The organism is Burkholderia sp. LFS061 (genome assembly GCF_047978125.1).
Classification (GTDB): domain Bacteria; phylum Pseudomonadota; class Gammaproteobacteria; order Burkholderiales; family Burkholderiaceae; genus Burkholderia; species Burkholderia pyrrocinia_C.
Genome location: NZ_JBFPFS010000046.1, coordinates 34,687 through 54,737 on the forward strand (window position 1 = coordinate 34,687; position 20,051 = coordinate 54,737).

15 protein-coding genes and 1 pseudogene are annotated in these 20,051 nt (G+C 68.3%); 10 read left to right on the plus strand and 6 right to left on the minus strand.

Features of this window, described 5'->3' with window-relative positions; all coding sequences use genetic code 11:
• Positions 1–146 precede the first annotated feature (146 nt).
• The 3 genes from ACNQQL_RS29595 to ACNQQL_RS29605 all read left to right on the plus strand — a co-directional run bounded on the left by ACNQQL_RS29595 (position 147) and on the right by ACNQQL_RS29605 (position 8,495).
• Positions 147–5,744: an autotransporter domain-containing protein gene (locus tag ACNQQL_RS29595; protein ID WP_347067640.1), complete on the plus strand. Its 5,598-nt coding sequence runs from the start codon at positions 147–149 to the stop codon at positions 5,742–5,744.
• A gap of 180 nt (positions 5,745–5,924) precedes the next feature.
• Positions 5,925–8,147, plus strand: coding sequence for an amylo-alpha-1,6-glucosidase (locus tag ACNQQL_RS29600; protein WP_072444298.1), 2,223 nt, complete (start codon positions 5,925–5,927; stop codon positions 8,145–8,147).
• Positions 8,148–8,243: 96 nt separating this feature from the next.
• Positions 8,244–8,495 (plus strand): hypothetical protein, encoded by a 252-nt coding sequence (locus ACNQQL_RS29605; RefSeq protein WP_034180596.1) that lies wholly within the window; start codon positions 8,244–8,246, stop codon positions 8,493–8,495.
• A 496-nt stretch (positions 8,496–8,991) separates the two neighbouring features.
• Here the strand turns inward: ACNQQL_RS29605 and penR are convergent, their stop codons facing one another.
• The gene (gene penR, locus ACNQQL_RS29610; RefSeq protein ID WP_347067643.1) at positions 8,992–9,882 is read right to left on the minus strand and encodes a beta-lactamase transcriptional regulator PenR; all 891 of its coding nucleotides are present in this window, start codon (positions 9,880–9,882) and stop codon (positions 8,992–8,994) included.
• A gap of 128 nt (positions 9,883–10,010) precedes the next feature.
• Between penR and blaPEN-bcc the strand changes: the two genes are divergently transcribed.
• Entirely contained in the window at positions 10,011–10,922 is a 912-nt protein-coding gene (gene blaPEN-bcc, locus ACNQQL_RS29615) for a PEN family class A beta-lactamase, Bcc-type (protein WP_347067645.1), read from the plus strand.
• Positions 10,923–11,403: 481 nt separating this feature from the next.
• Here the strand turns inward: blaPEN-bcc and ACNQQL_RS29620 are convergent, their stop codons facing one another.
• The 5 genes and pseudogenes from ACNQQL_RS29620 to ACNQQL_RS29640 all read right to left on the minus strand — a co-directional run bounded on the left by ACNQQL_RS29620 (position 11,404) and on the right by ACNQQL_RS29640 (position 15,023).
• Positions 11,404–11,604 (minus strand): membrane protein, encoded by a 201-nt coding sequence (locus ACNQQL_RS29620; RefSeq protein ID WP_034180593.1) that lies wholly within the window; start codon positions 11,602–11,604, stop codon positions 11,404–11,406.
• A gap of 599 nt (positions 11,605–12,203) precedes the next feature.
• Positions 12,204–12,305: pseudogene (locus tag ACNQQL_RS29625) on the minus strand (antibiotic biosynthesis monooxygenase); the annotation flags it as partial.
• Positions 12,306–12,339: 34 nt separating this feature from the next.
• Positions 12,340–12,786 (minus strand): MarR family winged helix-turn-helix transcriptional regulator, encoded by a 447-nt coding sequence (locus ACNQQL_RS29630; RefSeq protein ID WP_347067648.1) that lies wholly within the window; start codon positions 12,784–12,786, stop codon positions 12,340–12,342.
• Between the two features lie 201 nt (positions 12,787–12,987).
• Positions 12,988–14,364 (minus strand): ATP-binding protein, encoded by a 1,377-nt coding sequence (locus ACNQQL_RS29635; protein WP_347067650.1) that lies wholly within the window; start codon positions 14,362–14,364, stop codon positions 12,988–12,990.
• A complete protein-coding gene (locus tag ACNQQL_RS29640; protein ID WP_347067652.1) occupies positions 14,361–15,023 on the minus strand; it encodes a response regulator in 663 nt (220 codons plus the stop codon). Before ACNQQL_RS29640 ends, ACNQQL_RS29635 begins: the two co-directional genes overlap by 4 nt.
• 232 nt (positions 15,024–15,255) lie before the next feature.
• On the opposite strand from ACNQQL_RS29640, the gene ACNQQL_RS29645 reads away from it, so the two are divergent.
• The 6 genes from ACNQQL_RS29645 to ACNQQL_RS29670 all read left to right on the plus strand — a co-directional run bounded on the left by ACNQQL_RS29645 (position 15,256) and on the right by ACNQQL_RS29670 (position 19,926).
• Positions 15,256–15,609 (plus strand): NirD/YgiW/YdeI family stress tolerance protein, encoded by a 354-nt coding sequence (locus ACNQQL_RS29645; protein WP_347067653.1) that lies wholly within the window; start codon positions 15,256–15,258, stop codon positions 15,607–15,609.
• 55 nt (positions 15,610–15,664) lie between these two features.
• Positions 15,665–16,525, plus strand: coding sequence for a MurR/RpiR family transcriptional regulator (locus ACNQQL_RS29650; protein WP_204421712.1), 861 nt, complete (start codon positions 15,665–15,667; stop codon positions 16,523–16,525).
• A gap of 66 nt (positions 16,526–16,591) precedes the next feature.
• Positions 16,592–17,017, plus strand: a complete 426-nt coding sequence (locus tag ACNQQL_RS29655; protein ID WP_347067655.1) for a GNAT family N-acetyltransferase — start codon at positions 16,592–16,594, stop codon at positions 17,015–17,017.
• Positions 17,018–17,166: 149 nt separating this feature from the next.
• Positions 17,167–18,027, plus strand: a complete 861-nt coding sequence (locus ACNQQL_RS29660) for an isocitrate lyase/phosphoenolpyruvate mutase family protein (RefSeq protein WP_347067657.1) — start codon at positions 17,167–17,169, stop codon at positions 18,025–18,027.
• A gap of 346 nt (positions 18,028–18,373) precedes the next feature.
• Complete coding sequence (locus ACNQQL_RS29665; protein ID WP_072444266.1) at positions 18,374–18,640, plus strand: YodC family protein; 267 nt, start codon at positions 18,374–18,376, stop codon at positions 18,638–18,640.
• Between the two features lie 116 nt (positions 18,641–18,756).
• The gene (locus ACNQQL_RS29670) at positions 18,757–19,926 is read left to right on the plus strand and encodes a cytochrome P450 (protein WP_347067660.1); all 1,170 of its coding nucleotides are present in this window, start codon (positions 18,757–18,759) and stop codon (positions 19,924–19,926) included.
• Positions 19,927–20,051: the final 125 nt, after the last annotated feature.

The window sequence follows — 20,051 nt, forward strand, 5'->3', positions numbered from 1 at the left end:
CAGTCCGGGGCTTATCAAAAATTCATCACGAATAAACCGACGTCGCATCGCGACCGCCGGCGGGCACGCTTTTGACCGCGGATTTTCTGCTGCATGCCGTTCGGCGTAGGCGCAATACCAATATCAAAGAAAAAATGAGGGAAAGCATGAATCTTGCGCGTTCGAAAAAAGCCGGCGAGCCGTTTCCGAGACTGCTGTTGCCGACGGGTGTTTTCCTGGCGCTGTCCGGCGCCGGCGTCGTTCCCGCCCATGCGACCTGCAGCACGGCAGGCACCACGGTGACCTGTTCCGGCGTTGCGAACCCGCTGGCTCCCAGTTACGCGAACAGCGCGAACAACCTGAACGCGACGGTCAACCCCGGCGCGACCGTCGGCGTGCTGCTCGGCGTCGGCGGCACGGCGATGTCGCTGACCGGCAACAACAACACACTGACCAACAACGGCACGATCGATCCTTCCGCGCTCGGCTCGGGGCTCGGCGTGCTGTCGAGCGGGACCGTGGTCGGCAACGCGGCGGCGAGCACGACGACCGTGACCAACAACGGCACGATGAACGGCTCGACCGGCGTGGCGATCAGCGGCGTGACGGGCATGGCGCTGTCGGTCCAGAACGGCACGGGCGGCACGTCGAACATCACGAACACCGGCACGATCGGGTCCAACCCGCTGGTCGGTGCGACCCTCGTCGGCGCGGACGCGCCCGTGGTCGCCGCATACGGTGGCGGCCAGGTCAATATGTCGAACAGCGGAACGATCAATGGCCGCGTCTCGTTCGGCACGAACGGCACGCCCGGGCAGGGCAATACGTTTACCAACTCGGGCACGATCAACGGCGGCGTGTCGATGGGCGCGAACAGCACCAACACGTTCAATGCCGTGACGGGCTCGTCGGTCAACACGGCGGGTGGTACAGGCGGCGCGTTCAACATCACGGTCGGCCCGGTCACGCTCGGCGTCGCGGCGACGGGCGTCGTCGATGGCGGCGCGGGTGGCAACAACACGCTCAATCTGCAGCAGGGCGCCACCGCGAACGGTACGATCGCGGTCAACAACTACATCAACTTCAACCACCTCGACGTCAACAGCGGCAACTGGACGATCAACGGTGCGTCTACCGCGCAGGACGCGACGCTGAGCGGCGGCGTCGCGATCATCAACGACAATGCGTCGCTCGGCACCGGCAACGTCACGGCCAATGGCGGCGCGCTGCAGGCGGGCACGGCAGGGCTCAACGTCTCCAACAACGTGACGCTCAACGGCGGCGGCTTGACGGTGCAGGGTACGACCGGGCTCACGCTGTCGGGCACGGTGACGGGCGCAGGCGCGCTGACGAAGAACGACAGCGGCACGCTGACGCTGTCGGGTGCGAGCACGTATGCGGGCGGCACGAACCTGAACGGCGGCGGCCTGGTCGTCGGCAACAATACGTCGCTCGGCACGGGCGCGCTGAACGTCAACGCGAACGCGTCGCTCGACACGAGCGCAAACGTGACGCTCGACAACATGGTCAATCTTGCCACCGGCACGACGCTGACGATCGGCGGCAGCAACGATCTCGGGCTGGCCGGCTCGATTGGCGGAGCCGGCGGCCTCGTGAAGAACGGCGCGGCGATCACCACGCTGACCGGCGCGAATACGTATACCGGCGGCACGACGATCAACAGCGGGACGCTCGCGCTGGGCGCGGGCGGCAGCCTGGCGGCGACGGGCACGGTCAACCTGACCGGCGCGGGCGCGACGTTCGACGTGAGCAACGCATCGGGCGCGCAGACCATCGGCTCGCTGGCCGGCGCGGCCGGTACGAACGTGAACCTCGGCGGCAATTCGCTGACGCTCAACGGCAGCGCCAATGCGACCTATGCCGGCACGATCGGCGGGGCGGGCAGCGTGACGCTGTCAGGCGCCGGCACGCAAACGCTGACGGGCACGAACACGTATACGGGCGGCACGAACCTGAATGGCGGCAACCTCGCCGTCGGCAGCAATACATCGCTCGGCTTTGGCGCGGTGAACGTGAACGGTTCGTCGACGCTCGATGCGACCACCAACGTGTCGCTCACGAACGGCGTCAATATCGCGACGGGCACGACGCTGACGCTCGTCGGCAACACCGGTCTCGGCCTGAGCGGCGTAATCGCCGGCGGGGGCGGGCTCGTGAAGAACGGCGCGGCGGCGGTGACGCTGTCCGGCGCGAACACCTATACGGGCGGTACGACGCTGAACGCCGGCGGCCTGGTGCTCGGCAACGGCTCGGCGCTCGGCACCGGCGCGCTGACCGTCGGCGGCGCGGCGACGCTCGATACGACCACGAGCCTGACGGTCGGCAACGCAATCGATCTCGGAACGGCCACCACGCTGACGCTGGGCGGCAGCAACGCCCTCGGGTTGAGCGGCGCGATTTCCGGTGCGGGCAGCCTCGTGAAGGACGGCGCGGCGACCACCACGCTGACGGGCGCGAACACGTATACAGGCGGCACGACGATCAACGCGGGCACGCTGGCGCTCGGCGCGGGCGGCAGTCTCGCGGCAACGGGCACGGTGAATCTCGCCAACGCCGGTGCGACGCTCGACATCGGCGCGGGCGGTGCGCAGGCGATCGGTGCGCTGTCGGGCGTGGCGGGCACGAACGTGAGCCTCGGCGGCAACGTGCTGACGCTCGGCGGTACGGCCAGCGGCACCTTCAGCGGCGCGATTTCCGGCACCGGCGGTCTGACGCTGGCAGGCATCGGCACGCAGACGCTGAACGGCGCGAGCACCTATACGGGCGGCACGAACCTGAACAGCGGCGGCCTCGTGCTCGGCAACAACAATGCGCTCGGCACCGGCGCGCTGACCGTCGGCGGCGCGGCGACGCTCGATACGAGCACGAGCGTGACGCTGACCAATGCGGTCAATCTCGCCGGCACCGGCTCGACACTGACACTCGGCGGCGGCAACGCCCTCGCGCTGAGCGGCGGGATATCCGGCGCCGGCAGCCTCGTGAAGAACGGCGCGACGACGACGACACTGACGGGCGCGAATACGTACACCGGCGGCACGACGATCAACAGCGGCACGCTCGCGCTCGGCGCGGGCGGCAGCTTCGCGTCGACCGGCGCGGTGAACCTGGCCGGCGCGGGCGCGGCGCTCGACCTGAGCGGCGCAACTGGTGCGCAGTCGCTCGGCGCGCTGTCGGGCGTCGTGGGAACGAACATCAGCCTTGGCGGCAACGCACTGACGCTCGGCGGGACCGCCAGCGGCACGTTCAGCGGGACGATCGGCGGCGCGGGCAGCCTGACGCTGGCCGGCACCGGCACGCAGACGCTGAACAGTGCGAATACCTATACCGGCGGCACGAACCTGAACAGCGGCAGCGTCGTGCTCGGCAACGCCGCGGCACTCGGCACCGGTGCGCTGAACGTCGGCGGCGCGGCGACGCTCGATACGAACGTGAGCCTGACGGTGAGCAACGGGGTCAATCTCGGCACGGGTGCGGCGCTCACGCTGGGCGGCAGCAACGCGCTCGCGCTGAGCGGTGCGATTTCCGGCGCGGGCGCACTCGTGAAGAACGGCGCGGCGACCACGACGCTGACCACTGCGAACACCTACACCGGCGGCACGACGATCAACGCGGGCACGCTGGCGCTGGGCGAGGGCGGCAGCCTCGCGTCGACGGGCGCGGTGAACCTGGCCGGCGCGGGCGCGACGTTCGACGTGAGCGGTGCGACAGGCGCGCAGACGATCGGCACGCTGTCGGGCGCGGCCGGCACGAACGTGAATCTCGGCGCGAATGCGCTGACGCTGAACGGCGCCGGCACCGCATTCGGCGGCGCGATCGCCGGCACGGGCGGCGTCACGGTGGCGAGCGGCACGCAGGTGCTGACCGGCAGCAACACGTACACGGGCGGCACCACGATCGCGGCCGGCGGCACGCTGCAACTCGGCAACGGCGGCACGTCGGGCAGCATCGCCGGCAACGTCGTCGACAACGGCGCGCTGGTGTTCAATCAGTCCGGCAGCGTGACGGTTGCAAGCGTGCTGTCCGGCACCGGTTCGCTGACGCAGGCCGGCAGCGGGCAACTGACGCTGACGGGCACGAACACGCTGAGCGGCCCGACCACCGTCAGCGCCGGGACGCTCGCCGTCAACGGTTCGCTCGCCCAGTCGGCCGTGACCGTGCAGAACGGCGCGACGCTGACGGGCACCGGCACGATCGGCGGCCTCGTGGTGCAGGGCGGCGCGACGGCGGCTGCATCGCAGCCGGGCGCGGCGCTGAACGTGGCCGGCAACGTCACGTTCCAGCCGGGTTCGACGTTCCAGGTCGCGGCCACGCCGCAGCAAAGCGGCAGCGTTGCCGCGACGGGCACGGCGACGCTGAACGGCGGCACCGTGCAAGTGCTCGCGAACCAGAGCGCCTATCAGCCGGGCACCACCTACACGATCCTCACCGCCTCGTCGGGCGTGCAGGGCGCATTCAACCAGGTGACTGCGAACTACGCGTTCCTGATGCCGACGCTCAGCTACGATCCGGATCACGTGTACCTGCAACTGGTCGGGAACGGCACCGCGCTGCCCGACGTCGCGACGACGCCGAACCAGCGCGCGGTCGCGACCGCGCTCGGCGGGCTCGGCGCCGGCAACCCGCTGTACGAAGCGGTGCTGACGACCGACGCGGGCACCGCGCGCCGCGCATACGGGCTGCTCGACGGCGAACTGCAGGCGAGCCTGAAGAGCATGCTGCTGCTCGACAGCCGTTATGTGCGCGACGCGGTGACCGATCGCGTCCGCCAGGGTCTCGCGCCCGGATCGGGCCCGCTCGCCGCGCTGTCGTCGGGCGGTGCCGCGCTGTGCGGCGACAACACGGCCGGCGCGGTCGACCCGACGCTGCCGCCGGAACGCCGGATCGGTTCGCGCGACGGCTGCTACGGCGGCACGCCTTACCAGCCGGTCGTCTGGGGGCAGGCGTTCGGCGGCCGCAGCCGGCTTGCCGGCGACGGCAACGCATCGACGATCAAGCGCAGCATGACGGGCTTCATCGCCGGTGCCGACATGGCGCTCAACGACAAGTGGCGTGCGGGCCTGGCCGCGGGCGTCACGCACGGCTCGCTCGACAACGACCAGAGTTCGTCGGCGTCGGTGAACAGCTACTACCTGTCGCTGTATGGCGGTGCGCAATACGGTGCGCTCGGCGTGCGCGGCGGCGCGTCGTACACGTGGTACCGGATCAACAGCGACCGTTACCCGGGCTTCGCGGGCTTCTCCGATCACGACTCGGCCGGCTACAACGCGAATTCGGCGCAGGTGTTCGGCGAAGTCGGCTACGCGCTGCCGGTCGGGCCCGTCGCGCTCGAACCGTTCGCGGGCATCGCGTACGTGAACCTGCATACCGACGGCTATACGGAAAGCGGCGGCGCGGCAGCGCTGCGAGCCGGCGGCGAGACGACCCACGTCGGCTTCTCGACGCTCGGCCTGCGCGCGGCGTCGCAGCTCGGCTCGATCGCGGGCGGCACGTTCACCGCGCGCGGGACGGTCGGCTGGCGCCATGCGTTCGGCAACGTGCGGCCGTCGTCGGCGTTCACGTTCGCGAACGGCGGCACGTCGTTCCAGGTGTCGGGCGTGCCGATTGCTCGCGACAGCGCAGTGCTCGAGGCCGGCATCGACGCGAACATCACGAAGCGCCTGACGCTCGGCCTCACGTACAGCGGCCAGTACGGCAGCGGCGTGCGCGACAACGCGGTGCTCGGCAACATCCTGTGGAAGTTCTGACCGGCGCGTAACACGCCCACGTCGGCGCCGGCCTCGGCGCCCGCTCGCGACGCCATGCGGCGACGGAAACGTCGCACGGCGTCGCGGCCGTTTCGTCGCTGCGCGCGTTCCCCGTTCTGGCCTATCCTGTGCGAAACACGCGACGCGCGCCGCGCGTTGCGCCTCGACACAGGAGCATCGATGCCGAATCACGCCGAAGCCACGACGACGCAGGCGCCGCAAGTCGCGCCTGTTGCCCCGACCCCAGTGTCGGGCCCTGCATTCATCGCACCCGAAGCCGATCCGCAGGCGCTCGCGCGCGGCAACCAGTACGTGCTGAAATCCGGCGACGCATTCGTGGTCGGCGATGCGCTCGGCGACATCGGCGGCCACGACGACGGCCTGTTCGTCGACGACATGCGCGTGCTGTCGAAATGGCGCCTGACGTTTGGCGGCCGCGCGCCGTCGCTGCTGTCGGGCGCGACGAGCGCCGACAACGCATCGTTTACCGCACACCTGACCAACCGCCCGCTGCCGCCGCTCGGCGGCCGCGAGACACCCGAGGGCGTGATCCATATCGAACGGATGCGCGTGCTCGCGGGCGACATACTGTACGAAGCGCTGACGCTGACGAACTACGGCGCGAGCGAAGCCGAGGTGCCGCTGTCGCTGTCGTTTGCGGCCGATTTCAAGGACATGTTCGAGGTGCGCGGCACGCAGCGCCCGAAGCGCGGCACGGTGGCTGCCCCGCGCGTCGACGCGGGCGCGGTGCGGCTGCGCTACGACGGCCTCGACGGCGTCGAGCGCAACGTGACCGTGCATTTCTCGCCGGCGCCCGACGCACTGTCGGTCGATCGCGCCGACTACACGCTGACGATCGCCGCGCAGGCGTGCGTGTCGATCTACCTGACCGTTGACGCGACGCTTGGCCCGGCGCACATCGAAGGGCCCGGGTGCGGCCGCGTCGCGCTGCGCACCGCGCTTGTCGGCGTGCACCGCGAGATGCGCGCGCGGCGCGAGTCGATGGCGCGCGTGAACACCGGCAATCCGCTGTTCGACGCATGGCTCGATCGTTCGCTCGCGGATCTCGGGCTGCTCACGACGCAGCTCGACACGGGGCCGTACCCGTATGCGGGCATTCCGTGGTTCTCGACGCCGTTCGGCCGCGACGCGGTGATCACGTCGCTGCAGATGCTGTGGCTGCAGCCGTCGCTCGCGCGCGGCGTGCTGCGTTTCCTGGCCGAGCATCAGGCGCGCGAGACGTCCGCGTTCCGCGACGCGGAGCCCGGCAAGATCATGCACGAGTTCCGCCGCAGCGAGATGGCCGCGACGGGCGAGGTGCCGTTCGCGCTGTACTACGGCGGCGTCGACACGACTCCGCTGTTCATCGTGCTGGCCGGCGCGTATGTCGAACGCACCGGCGACGATGCGCTGATCGACGAGCTGTGGCCCGCGCTCGAGCGCGCCGCGCAATGGGTGATCGACAAGTGCGACCGCAATCCTTACGGACTGCTCGATTATCAGCGCACGTCGGAGCGCGGCCTCGCGAACCAGGGCTGGAAGGACAGTCACGATTCGGTGTTTCATGAGGACGGCCGCTTCCCGGACGGGCCGATCGCGCTCGTCGAAGTGCAGGCCTATGCGTGCGCGGCGCTCGATGCGATGTCGGCATGCTCGCACCGGCGCGGCCACGCGGCCGACGCCACGCGCTACGCGCTGCGCGCGAAGGCACTGCGCGAGCAGGTCGACGCGCTGTTCTGGATGCCGGAAGGCGATTTCTACGGGATCGCACTCGACGGTCATGGCGACCTGTGCCGCGTGTTCGCATCGAACGCGGGCCACCTGCTCGCGTTCGGGCTGCCCGATGCCGAGCGCGGCGCGGCGGTTGCCGGCGTGCTCGGCTCGGCGCTGTTCCAGACGGGCTGGGGCATCCGCACGCTTGCGGCCGGCCAGCCGCGTTTCAACCCGATGGCGTATCACAACGGCTCGGTGTGGCCGCACGACAATGCGCTGATCGCACGCGGCCTCGCGCGCTACGGCGACAAGACGGCCGCGGTGAACCTGCTGCGCGCGCTGTTCGAGGCGGCGGTGAGCTTCGAGATGCGGCTGCCCGAGCTGTTCTGCGGGTTCCCGCGCCGGCGCGGCGAACCGCCGACCGCGTATCCGGTCGCGTGCCTGCCGCAGGCGTGGGCGGCCGGGGCGCCGTTCATGATGCTGCAGGCGTGCCTCGGCGTGAGCATCGATGCATCGCGCCACGAGGTGCGCGTTGAGCGTCCGACGCTGCCGGAAGGTGTCGACTGGCTGCGGATCGATGCGCTGCGCGTCGGCGACGAAACCGTGTCGCTGACGTTCCGCCGCGTCGACGGCCATGTCGTCGCGTCGGCCGAGCAGCCGGGCCGCGTGAAGGTGGTCGCGGTGCTGTAGTGCGGCGACGTGCAAACGTTGCGCGATGTCGCGCCACGTTTGCACGCAGCGGCATAGAATCGTGACATGACCCTTGAACGATGGCGGAGGTAGACGATGACGACCGACAACCGGCCCGACGACGGCGAACAGAAGCTCGAGAATCTGGAGGCGGCGGTCGACCACCTGCACAAGTCGATCGAATCGCAGAGCATCGCGGTCGGCGCGGCGAAGGGCATCCTGTTCAGCCTGATCGAAACGCTCGGCGCACTGATCGGGGATCCCGACCTGCCCGAGCATGCGCGTTCGGGTTACGAGGCGCTGCGCGACAAGGCGAGCGAATTGCGCGGCGGGCTCGACCGGCATTGACGCGCGGATTGCGCCGGCGCCCGCCGCACGGGCGGCGCCGGCGCTGCCCGATTCTGCAGACGAAGCACAAACTTCCTTGCGCTCAATGAGTTAGGTGGCCGATGCGCAGGATATCCACAAGCTTGCCAACACAATCTGTGGAGAACCGGCCGGGTGCACGGCACGCGCCCGGCGTGCGGTTCGAATGACCTTGCGCTGCCGCATCATTGACCCGTCAAGGTCCGTAAATCGAATCCCCTTGTGTATCAATATGTTACGCGTCTGGTCTGGCGGATATCCACAGGCTTGCCAACAAAATCTGTGGACAACTCGCAATCGATTGCGTCGCAATGGTTGAGGATCCGGCCTGAACGCGATCGGCGTGCGAGGCCCGTGCGTACGGGCTGCCCGATGTCTGCGTCGCGGCGGTAATTCGTGCGCGATCAAGGGCTTAGGTCCCGGGTACCCAGGATATCCACATCCTTGCCAACACTTTCTGTGGACAAGCGCAGCCGCGTTACGCGGCCTGCGCCGTGTCGGCCGCTTCGGCCGCGATCCAGTCGCGAAAGAGCGTCATCGCGGGCGTGAGCGGCTTCGACTTCAGCGACGTGAGCCAGTAGCCGCCGGCATGCACGTCGACGTCGAGCGGCCGCGCGAGCAGGCCGAGCTGCAGTTCGCGCGCGAACATGCAGGCCGGCGCGAGCGCGACACCCGCGCCCTGCATCGCGGCCTCGACCATCAGCCGCGAAGAATCGAACACCGGCCCGTTGACCGTCCACGGTTCGAGCTGCGCGGCGTCGAACCAGCCGAGCCATTCGTCGGTGCGGTACGAGCGCAGCAGCGTTTCATTCGCGAGATCGGCCGGCTGCGCGAGGCGCCGCGCGATTTCCGGCGCGCACAGCGCGGTGAGCGGCGCATCGAGCAGGCGCTCGTTGCGCGTCGCCGGCCAGTTGCCTTCACCGAAACGGATTGCGAAGTCGAGGCCCTCGGCGGCGAGGTCGACGACGTTGTTGTTGGTCCGCAGCCGCAGCTCGACGAACGGGTGCGTATCGCCGAACTGTTTCAGCCGTGGCATTAGCCAGCCTATGGCAAAGGTGCCGACGACACCGAGCGTCAGCACCTCGTGGAAACGCCCGCCGTCGAACTGCTTGAGCACCGTCTCGATGCGGCTGAACGCATCGCTCAGCACGGGCAGCAGCGCGCGCCCCTCGTCGGTGAGCCCGAGCCCGCGCGGCAGCCGCGTGAACAGCGTGCAGCCGAGCCGTTCCTCGAGCGAGCGCACCTGCTGGCTGACCGCGGCCTGGGTCACGCTCAGCTCGAGGCCGGCGCGCGTGAAGTTCAGGTGGCGCGCGGACGATTCGAACGCGCGCAGCGCATTGAGCGGAAGATGAGGGCGGAGCTTAGTCATAAGATTTTCTTTTGTCAGCGCTCAATTATCGTTGCTTGTCAGGCAACCGTAAAGTCCCGATAGTGCTGTCTCGGCGGCCGGCCGTTTTCAACACCATTTCGCGTCCATTCCATCACGAGACAACCGACATGACCTACTCATCGAAACGTCGAACCCTGTTGCTGGCCGCCGCGACGGCGCCGCTCGCCCTGACCGTCGCGGCGTGCGCGTCGTCGCAGGCCGCAGCGCCGGACGAGGCTGCGATGCCGGGCGTCGCAGCCGCGGCGACGCTTGCCCATCTCGAACGCGACGCGGGCGGCCGTCTCGGCGTGTGCGCGATCGACACCGCGAGCGGCCGGCGCGTGGAGCATCGCGCCGCCGAACGCTTCCCGTTCTGCAGCACGTTCAAGGCGATGCTGAGTGCGGCGGTGCTCGCGCAGAGCGTCGCGCGTCCGGGATTGCTGCAACAGCGCGTGACGTACGGAAAGCCCGATCTCGTCAACTATTCGCCGGTGACGGAGAAGCATGTCGGCGCGGGCATGACGGTCGCCGAACTGTGCGAGGCCACCATCCAGTACAGCGACAACTCGGCCGCGAACCTGCTGATGAAGCTGATCGGCGGCCCGTCGGCGGTGACCGCATATGCGCGCTCGATCGGCGACGACACGTTCCGGCTCGATCGATGGGAGACCGAACTGAATACCGCACTGCCGGGCGACCTGCGCGACACGACGACGCCGGCCGCGATGGCCGCGAGCATGAGCGTGCTGGCGCTCGGCGATGCGCTGCCGGCCGCGCAGCGTGCGCAGCTCGTCACGTGGCTGCGCGGCAACAAGGTCGGCGACAAGCGGATTCGTGCGGGCGTGCCGGCCGGGTGGACGGTCGGCGACAAGACGGGCACCGGCGACTACGGCACGACGAACGACGCGGGCGTCGTATGGGCGCCGTCGCGTGCGCCGATCGTGCTGGCCGTGTATTACACGCAGGCGCGTGCCGATGCGCGGGCGAAGGACGATGTGATCGCCGACGTCGCGCGCGTCGTGGTTGCGGCATTCGGTTGAGCAGGGCGGTGCGGCGTGCGCGACGGGATGCGCATGCACGCCGTGCCGCAGTCGTGACCCGCGCGATCAAACGTTGTGCGATCAACGACTTAGGTCGCACATGCTCAGGATATCCACATACTTGCCAACAAAAATTGTGGACAAGCCCGCGGGCGGCCGCGTTCGTCGTGACGCGCGCCGTCGTGCCGCGTTTGAAGCGGTGCGGACAAAGTCTTACGGATCAAGCGCTTGGTCGCGGTATGCGCAGGCTATCCACATGCTTGCCAACAAAATCTGTGGACAAAGCGGGTACGCCGGCGCGGCAGGCTGCCCGTCACGCGTCGAGGCGATGCACGAGCGGCGATTTGCCGGCCGCGTGCCGTATTCGAAGCGGCGCGGACAAAGTCTTACGGATCAAGCGCTTGGTCGCGGTATGCGCAGGCTATCCACACGCTTGCCAACAAAATCTGTGGACAAGCCCGAGCGTCCGCCGTCGCGGCGTTCAGCCTTGCCGATCGTCGACGGCGGGCCAGCGCGCGAACGCGAACACCCACAACATGATGAAGTTCAGGACCGGGACGAACATCGCCAGGATCCACCAGCCCGAATGCCCGGTGCGCCGGACGATGCGGACATACGGATAGACGACGACGGCGACGAGCACGAGCGAGACGAGCAACTGCCACGCGGTGAAGTGTTCCATGGCCTTCCTCGGAGTGATGTGTCGTGGTGCGGCGCCGGCGGAACGGCCGGCACGTTGCGCCGACGCGCGAAGCCGGCGATGCGCGGCTGCGTGCGGCTCGCGTGATCTTGACGCTTGGCATGCGCGGGCGTCAAGGCGCGGGCGGTGCGTTGCTGTTGCGCCGGATCATTCCGTATTCGTTCATGCTCGCGCCGCATGTTGCCGAAATGACGACGCAGCGCATGAACCGTTGGCCGATCAACGGGTTAGCGCATGCTTGCGCAGGATATCCACAAGCTTGCCAACAAAATCTGTGGGTAAGTGGCGCGGCACGCACGCGAAGATTGCGTTGTGCATCGCCGTGGCGTCGTGATGCGAAGTGCGGCGAAGCGGTGCGCGCGAAGGCCATCGCACGCGCCTCGTCTGCATCACGCGTGCCAAAGTCCATCGGATCAAGGGTTTAGCGTTGCGGTGCGCAGGATATCCACAAGCTTGCCAACATTTTCTGTGGAGAACTGCGCGTTCGCGATCGGCGGGCACGATACCAACCGATGCCACGGGTTGCCTCGATTCGCGCGGGAGCTCACGCGGTGCAAATACCGGCCACGCCAGACTTTCTGGGGATCCAGCGTGAACACGTTGACGAGGACGACGGGCTCCGTGGCGATGCCGAGCTGCTGCTGGATCGGAAAGTTCGGATCCATCGGCTTGAACTGAGGCATGGGAACTCCTGTGGGTTGTGGGTCAATTGCGCGATCACGCGTGGCCGTCCTGGCCATGCGCGACGGACATCGCCGACAGCACGCGAATCGCCGCATCCAGGTCGGCCGAACTGAAGTCGCCGGCGATGTCGCGAACGTGCTGTTGCCATTGCCCGACCACGGCCTGATAGGCCGCATCGCCGCGAGGGGTCAGCGCATACAGCGGCGAGCGCTTGTGCGCCGGGTTCGGCAGCGACCCGACCAGCCCTTCGTCGACCAGCACGTTGATCTGCTTCAGCACGGCCTGCCGGGTGATGCCCATCGCGTCGGCGATCTGCGGGATGTTCGGGGCTTCCGGCGCCATCGAGATCGCGCCCAGCACTTGCCAGCGCGCACTGGTCAAGCCGTGCGGCCCGGCAAAGGCGTTGCCCCATTCGATCAGCAGGCCGTTCAAGCGGAATACGGACAGCGCGACGGCGGTCAACTTTTCGGATTTCGTCATATTCGATCCGCGTGATGAATTGACAACTACTTTACGTAAACGACAACTGGTTGTCGAATGTGCGTATATTCGCGACCGCATGGCGCATTTGCCGCGCACGCGTGACAAACCCTTTCCGATCAATGGCTTGGTGCCGTTAATGGAAGGTTGTCCACAAGCTTGCCAACATAATCTGTGGAAAAGCCGCCCGTCACGCGCGCATCAGACTGGTGCAGGGAAGCGCACCGTGACGGTCAGCCCGCGCCCGCCGCGCGTGGTGCCGAGCGCGACCGTCGCGCGATGCTGTTCGGCGATCCGCTTGACGATCGACAGCCCGAGCCCGCTGCCCGACGACGTGGCCGCCTGCGCACCCTCGCCGCGATAGAAGCGTTCCCACACATCGGTGCGCTCGGCTTCCGGGATCCCGGGGCCGTCGTCGGCGACTTCGAGCACGGGCGTCGTGCCGTCGACGCGTGCAGACACGTCGACGCGCGCGCCGTCGCCCGCATAGCGGATCGCGTTGTCTACGAGGTTGTTCAGCAGCACGCGCAGCGTGTCGGTATTGCCCGTGGCGATCACGGGTGCTGCGACGATCGCGCCGAGATCGATCCGGTGCGCGTCGGCGACGCGCGCGCGGTCCGCGACCACCGACCGGCACAGCGCGGCGAGATCGACGGGCGCTGACGCGGACGTGGCCGCTTGCGCATCGGGTTCGAGGCGCGCGAGCGTCAGCAGCTGTTCGGCGAGGTGGCCGAGGCGTGTCGTGCCCGCGTGGATCTGCGCGAGGATACGCTCGCGCTCGTCGGCGGTCGCCGCGCGCCGCAGCAATTGCGACTGGATCGACAGCCCCATGATCGGCGTGCGCAACTCGTGCGCGGCATCGGCGATGAAGTGCCGCTGCAGCGTGAACGAACGGTCGAGCCGCGCGAGCAGGTCGTTGATCGCTTCGGCGAGCGGACGGACCTCGTTCGGCATCGATGCGACATCGACCGGTTCGAGATTGTTCGCATTCCTGCGTTTCAGGCCGGATGCGATCGTGCGCAGCGGCCGCAGCCCCGCGCCGATGCCGAACCACAGGCCGATCGCGAGCACCGGAAGCATCGAGAACACCGGCCACAGCAGGTGTACGGCGATGCCCGCAATCGCTTCCCATCGCGCGTGACGCGCCTGCGCGAGCCGGATCGTCGTGCCGCCGCGCTCGGTCACGTAGGTGCGCCACGGCTGGCCGCCGACATCGATGCTCGCGATGCCCGTCTGCGCGGGCGGCGGCAGCTTCGAATCGCGGTCGGTCGAATACACGAGCGTGCCGTTGCGCCAGACCTGCAGCAGCACGGCATCGGGATCGCTGGCCTCGAAGCCGTGCTTGCCGTTGGCGCGATTGCTGAACGACAGCTCGCCGTTCGGGCCGACGACGATCTGCTTCGACATGCTGCGCATCTGGTCGTCGAGCAGGTCGTCGAGTTCGCGCAGCGCGCCCCAGTAGGTGCCCGCGCTCGCGACCAGGCCGATCACGCATGCGGCCGGCAGCAGCCACATCAGCAGGCGCCGCCGCAGCGACGCGCTGCGCCAGCGCTCGATCGCGCGTTGCACGCGCATCATGCGCCGTCACCGATCCGGTAGCCTACGCCGCGCACCGTGCGGATCATGTCGTGGCCGAGCTTCTTGCGCAGGTTGTGGATGTGTACCTGCACCGCGTTGCTTTCGATTTCCTCGCCCCAGCTGTACAGCCGCTCCTCGAACTGCTCGCGCGAAATCACCGCGCCCGGCTCGCGCATCAACTCGTGCAGCAGCACGAACTCCTTCGGCGACAGCGGCACTTCGTCGTCGTCGAGCCAGACGAGGTGCTTGACGGGATCGAGCCGCAGCGGGCCGATCGCGAGGGTCGTCTGCGCACGGCCCGCATGGCGGCGGTTGACCGCGCGGATGCGGGCGAGCAGTTCGTCGAGCGCGAACGGCTTGACGAGATAGTCGTCCGCGCCGCTGTCGAGGCCCGCGATGCGGTCCGGCACGCCGTCGCGCGCGGTGATGATGATTGCAGGCAGGGTTTCGTCGCGGCGGCGCAGCGCGGCGAGCACCGACAGGCCGTCGCGGTTCGGCAGCCCGAGATCGAGCAGCAGCAGGCCGTAGCCGGTCGAGCGCAGCGCGAGCGACGCGGCGTCGCCGTCCTTCACCCAGTCGACCGCGAAACCTTCCTGTTTGAGGCCCTGTTCGAGCCCGCTGCCGATCAGCGGATCGTCTTCGACGAGCAGTACGCGCATGGATTCCTGTCTCTTCAGCAGGGCGCAGCGGCGCCCGGGGTTCCCATGATAAGCGCACGCATCTTAGGCCGAGCTTAATTGCGGGCGCCGCGTGGCGGGCTTTCGACCCCGCCCGATGCGGCACCGTGTCGCCTCGGCGCGACCTTCAGGTTTGCTTAATCTTACGGTCCGTAATCTGGTGCCGTCGCGTTCAACGGAGCGCGGCGTCACATCGAAGAAGAGGAACGACATCATGAAACACCTGGCCAGAATCCTGACGGTCGCGCTCGCCACGCTGCCCGCCGCCGTCTACGCGCAATACACCGGGCCGTCCGCGCTGACGACGACAACCGTGAAGGAGCTGCTCGCGAACGGCAAGGACGATCAGCACGTGCAATTGCAGGGCCGCATCGTCAAGCATGCCGGCGGCGAGGACTACGAGTTCGCCGACGCGACCGGCACGATCCGCGTCGAGATCGACAACAAGCTGTGGGCGGCCGGCCAGCCCGTCAGCGACAAGAGCGAAGTGAAGCTGACCGGCGAATTCGAGCGCAAGTGGTCGGGCAAGGTGAAGGTCGACGCCGACCACGTCGAAGTGCTGCACTGACCGGTGCGTGCGGGGCCGGTGATACCATGAACGACCGGTTCCCGTTCCCACCAAGATGGCCGCCAATTTCGACGAACTCGCGTCCCGGATCCGGGCGCAATTTTCCGAGCTGAGCCCGCAATTCCAGGCGGGCGCCGCATTCCTGCTCGATCATCCCGACGAGGTCGCCACCGCGTCGATGCGCAAGGTCGCGCAGCGTGCGCAGGTGCAGCCTGCGTCGCTCGTGCGGCTCGCGCAGCAATTCGGTTTCCCCGGCTGGAACGAGCTGCGCGACCTGTGCGTCGCGCGTGTGCGCACGCGCCCCGAGCCGCTCACGCAGCGTGCGCGCTCGCTCGTGCGGCCCGACGCGAAGGCGTCGCTCGCGCACGACCTGCTCGCCGCGCAGCAGCACAACCTGTCGGCCACCGCCGCGCAGAACGAGCACGCGCTCGCGGATGCAGCCAGGCTGATTCGCAAGGCGTCGCATGTGCATGTCGCGGGGTTCCGCTCGTGTTATCCGGTCGCGTTCGGTTTCGTGTACGGCTACCGGCTGTTTCGTCCGACCGTGTCGCTGCTCAACGGCGTCGCCGGTTCGCTCGAAATGGAGCTGCGGACGATCGCGAAGCAGAGCGTGACCGTGGTCGTCAGCTTCGCGCCGTATTCGGCGGAAGCGACGCGCGTCGCGCAGGCCGCGAAGGCGCAGGGCAGCCGGATCGTCGCGATCACCGACAGCGCGGTGTCGCCGATCGCGCTGCACGCGGACGCGCAACTGATCTTCACGCACGACAGCCCGTCGTTCTTTCCGTCGCTGGTGGCCGCGCATGCGATGGCCGAGGCGCTGGTCGCGCAGTTGCTCGCGCTCGAAGGCAGCGATGCGATCGCCGCGCTCGAGCGCACCGAAGCCGAATTGCACGCGAAGGGCGCTTACGTCGTCTGACGCGGCACGTGCGGCTTCGGCCGTCCGTCATTCACGGTTCAACCCGACTTCAATCCGACGCAACCGATGACGTTCACATACGAGGTGACCGACGCGGGCGATGCGAACGCGCGCAAGCAGATCGTCGCGCCGCTCGTACGCTTCAACGAAAGCCAGGCCGGCCCGGCCGACTTCCGTCCGCTGGCCGTGCTCGCGACCGATGCGCAAGGCGCGGTGGTCGGCGGCCTGTGGGGCGGCACGGCGTTCGGCTGGCTGCACGTCGACCTGCTCGTGGTGCCCGAGGAAGCTCGCGGTCGGGGCGCAGGCACGCGCATCATGGATCTGGCCGAAGCGGAGGCCGTCGCGCGCGGATGTCACAGTGCGTGGCTCGATACGTTCGACTTCCAGGCGCGGCCTTTCTACGAGAAGCGCGGCTATGTCCGCTTTGGCGAACTGCCGGATTATCCGGTCGGGCACACGCGCATTTTCCTGACGAAGAAGCTCGCGGGCTGAGCGGCGGTACGTGCCCGCTTGCTGCCGGCTGCCTGATACCGGCGCGCCGCCGACTTTTTCCTGTCGCACGGCGACATTTCAGCCATCGCTGAAACGTCGAGCGCGCGGCCGGCGTAAGCTCACCCGTCAACACCTTCCGGGAGTCCGCGATGACCCGTTCCGACCTTCAGGCCCGCCAAGCAGAAATTTTCCGCACGCTGCACACGCGTCCCGGCGCCTTCATCATCCCGAACCCGTGGGACGCCGGCACCGCCCGCTTGCTCGCGATGGCCGGTTTCGAGGCGCTCGCCACCACGAGTGCCGGCTACGCATTTTCGAAAGGGCGGCCCGACAACGCGATCGACCGCGACGCGATGCTCGATCACATCGCCGATCTCGTCGCCGCGGGCGGCCTGCCGGTGAGCGCCGATCTCGAGAACGGTTTCGGCGACGCGCCCGACACGGTGGCCGAAACGATTCGGCTGGCGGCCGAGGCCGGCGCGGTCGGCGGTTCGATCGAGGATGCGACGGGCCGCGCCGATGCGCCGATCTACGCGCGCGACGCGGCAGTCGAGCGCATCGCGGCGGCCGTCGACGCGGCGCGCGCGCTGCCGTTTCCGTTCACGCTGACCGCGCGTTGCGAAAACTACCTGCACGGCCGTCGCGACCTCGCCGACACGATCGCGCGGCTCGTCGCCTATCGCGACGCGGGCGCCGACGTGCTGTATGCGCCGGGCATCACCGACGCCGCCGAGATCGCGGCGGTGACGCAGGCGGTCGGCGCGCCCGTCAACGTCGTGATGGGGCTGCAGGGCGGGTTGCTGAGCCTCGCCGAGCTGGCGGCGCTCGGCGTGAAGCGCGTCAGCGTCGGCGGCGCGCTGGCGCGGGCCGCGCTCGGCGCGTTCCTGCGCGCCGCGACGGAGATGGCGCGCGACGGCACGTTCACGTTCACCCAGGCGGCCGTGCCGGGGCGCGATATCAATTGCTGGTTTGCGGCGCCCGATAATTCGCCGGTTTCATTCGGGGAATGATCACAAGTAAAACGTGGGATCGCTTCCAGTCGAAGCATTGATTGACAATAATCAACCGATTTCGCGTCGGGTTTAAAGGCCGATGACGACGCGAAAATCATCATTTATTCTCCGCATTCCGCCCGTTCGACCGGATTTAGCGCGCAAGCCGCGCCGAATCTGGCGGTCAGCCTTCCGCGGCGTGCGCCGATACCGCGCATTGTTGCATTTTTACAATCAGCGAATTTTCGTACGCGGGAGTTGCCGTTTGTTTTTTTGATTGTTAATCTGCGGCAAATTCAAACGACCGGTTGTGCGGGCCGCCGGGAATATCAATATATTCAATATATAAAAAATCGAGAGAGCGATGACGATCCGAGAAAATCAGCGCGTCAGGTTTCGCGTCGGCGATGTCGTGACGCTGAAGACGGGCGGGCCGCGCATGACCGTCACCTATGCCGGGCCGGTCGTGTTCGACGACGCCGACTGGCTCATCTGCCAGTGGTTCGACGAAAACGGCGAGTTCCGGCAGGAAATGTTCCATCACGACACGGTGGTGCTCGAGCCGCGCGCGATTTCGGCTGGGCGTGTCCGGATGCGCATGCAGTCGCAACGCTACCGGTCGGCTGCCTGAAGCCGGCCTGCCGTTGCGATGCTGCAATGCATGCGATACGCAGCGCCCGGGCGACGACATTTCACGCGAGCCCGAAACATGCGGCAGCGCACTGCGCCGATACTGCTCGCATGAACCTGAACCCGACCGATCCCATTGCCGCGGTGACGCACCGCGATCCCTATCCCTACTATGCGGCGCTCGTCGACGGGCCGCCGCTCGCATTCGACGCCGCGCTCGGCCTGTGGGTCGCGAGCCGCGCGGCGACCGTGACGGCCGTGCTTGGCCATCCGGCCTGCCGCGTGCGTCCGCTGGACGCGCCCGTGCCGCCCGCGTTGCGCGGCACGACGGCCGGCGCGCTGTTCGGCGAACTGGTGCGCATGAACGACGGCGCGTTGCGGCACGACGTGCCGAAGCAGGCGCTGCGCACGGCATTCGCGCCGATCGACACCGGTGCGCTGCGTGACCGTGCCGCGCAGCTTGCCGCGCGGCGGCTGCCGGCGCCGGGCGATGCCGACGCGCTGAATGCGTGGTGCATGACGGTGCCCGTCTGCGCGGTCGCCGATCTGCTCGGCTTCGACGAGACGCAGCTCGACGACATCGCGGCGCGGGTCGTCGACTTCGTCGCCGCGCTGTCGCCGCTGTCGGACGCGGCCGCGCTGGCCCGTGCGAGCGACGGCGCGCGGCAACTGCTCGAGCGGATGGCCGAGCGCGTCGCGCAGACGCACGCGCACGACGGCACGCTCGTCGCTGCGGTGCAGCAAGCGGCCCGCGCGTCGGGCTGGCAGGCGAGCGGCGCGCTGGTCGCGAATCTCGTCGGGTTGTTGTCGCAGACCTGCGAGGCGACGGCCGCGTGGCTCGGCAACACGCTGGCGGCATGGAACGGGGAAGCGGAAACCGTGCGCGACGCACCGGGCGACGCCGCGCTCGACGCGTTCGTCGCCGAAGTCGGGCGCTTCGATGCGCCGGTGCAGAACACGCGCCGCTTCGTCGCGTCGCGCACGACGATCGCGGGCGTGACCGTCGAAGCCGGCGACGCGATCCTCGTCGTGCTCGCTGCGGCGAACCGCGACCCGGCCGTGCATCGCGATCCGCACCGGCTGATGCCAGGCCGTGCCGCCGGGCCGAATTTCGGCTTCGGCACGGGGCCGCATGGGTGCCCGGGCGAGCGGATCGCGCGGGCGGTGACGGCGGGGGCGTTTGCGGCGTGGTTGCGCGCGGGCGGCTGGCCGCCGCGCGACGGGCTGACGTGGAATTACCGCGCGTCGACCAACGTCAGAATGCCGAAGTTCGACGCGGCACGGTGAAGGGGAAAGAGGGACCTAGCAGGCTGTTGAAATTGGGAACGGTGTAAACGGGCTCGAAGGGCGGTGCGTTAGAGATATCGTGTTCATGATCTTGAGCAGATGAGCCGATGCGTGGAATGGACGAG

Excerpts from the sequence above, each read along its gene's own strand:
- ACNQQL_RS29595 (WP_347067640.1), top strand. The coding sequence starts at position 147 with ATGAATCTTGCGCGTTCGAAAAAAGCCGGCGAGCCGTTTCCGAGACTG.
- ACNQQL_RS29600 (WP_072444298.1), top strand. The coding sequence starts at position 5,925 with ATGCCGAATCACGCCGAAGCCACGACGACGCAGGCGCCGCAAGTCGCG.
- ACNQQL_RS29605 (WP_034180596.1), top strand. The coding sequence starts at position 8,244 with ATGACGACCGACAACCGGCCCGACGACGGCGAACAGAAGCTCGAGAAT.
- penR (WP_347067643.1), bottom strand. The coding sequence starts at position 9,882 with ATGACTAAGCTCCGCCCTCATCTTCCGCTCAATGCGCTGCGCGCGTTC.
- blaPEN-bcc (WP_347067645.1), top strand. The coding sequence starts at position 10,011 with ATGACCTACTCATCGAAACGTCGAACCCTGTTGCTGGCCGCCGCGACG.
- ACNQQL_RS29620 (WP_034180593.1), bottom strand. The coding sequence starts at position 11,604 with ATGGAACACTTCACCGCGTGGCAGTTGCTCGTCTCGCTCGTGCTCGTC.
- ACNQQL_RS29630 (WP_347067648.1), bottom strand. The coding sequence starts at position 12,786 with ATGACGAAATCCGAAAAGTTGACCGCCGTCGCGCTGTCCGTATTCCGC.
- ACNQQL_RS29635 (WP_347067650.1), bottom strand. The coding sequence starts at position 14,364 with ATGATGCGCGTGCAACGCGCGATCGAGCGCTGGCGCAGCGCGTCGCTG.
- ACNQQL_RS29640 (WP_347067652.1), bottom strand. The coding sequence starts at position 15,023 with ATGCGCGTACTGCTCGTCGAAGACGATCCGCTGATCGGCAGCGGGCTC.
- ACNQQL_RS29645 (WP_347067653.1), top strand. The coding sequence starts at position 15,256 with ATGAAACACCTGGCCAGAATCCTGACGGTCGCGCTCGCCACGCTGCCC.
- ACNQQL_RS29650 (WP_204421712.1), top strand. The coding sequence starts at position 15,665 with ATGGCCGCCAATTTCGACGAACTCGCGTCCCGGATCCGGGCGCAATTT.
- ACNQQL_RS29655 (WP_347067655.1), top strand. The coding sequence starts at position 16,592 with ATGACGTTCACATACGAGGTGACCGACGCGGGCGATGCGAACGCGCGC.
- ACNQQL_RS29660 (WP_347067657.1), top strand. The coding sequence starts at position 17,167 with ATGACCCGTTCCGACCTTCAGGCCCGCCAAGCAGAAATTTTCCGCACG.
- ACNQQL_RS29665 (WP_072444266.1), top strand. The coding sequence starts at position 18,374 with ATGACGATCCGAGAAAATCAGCGCGTCAGGTTTCGCGTCGGCGATGTC.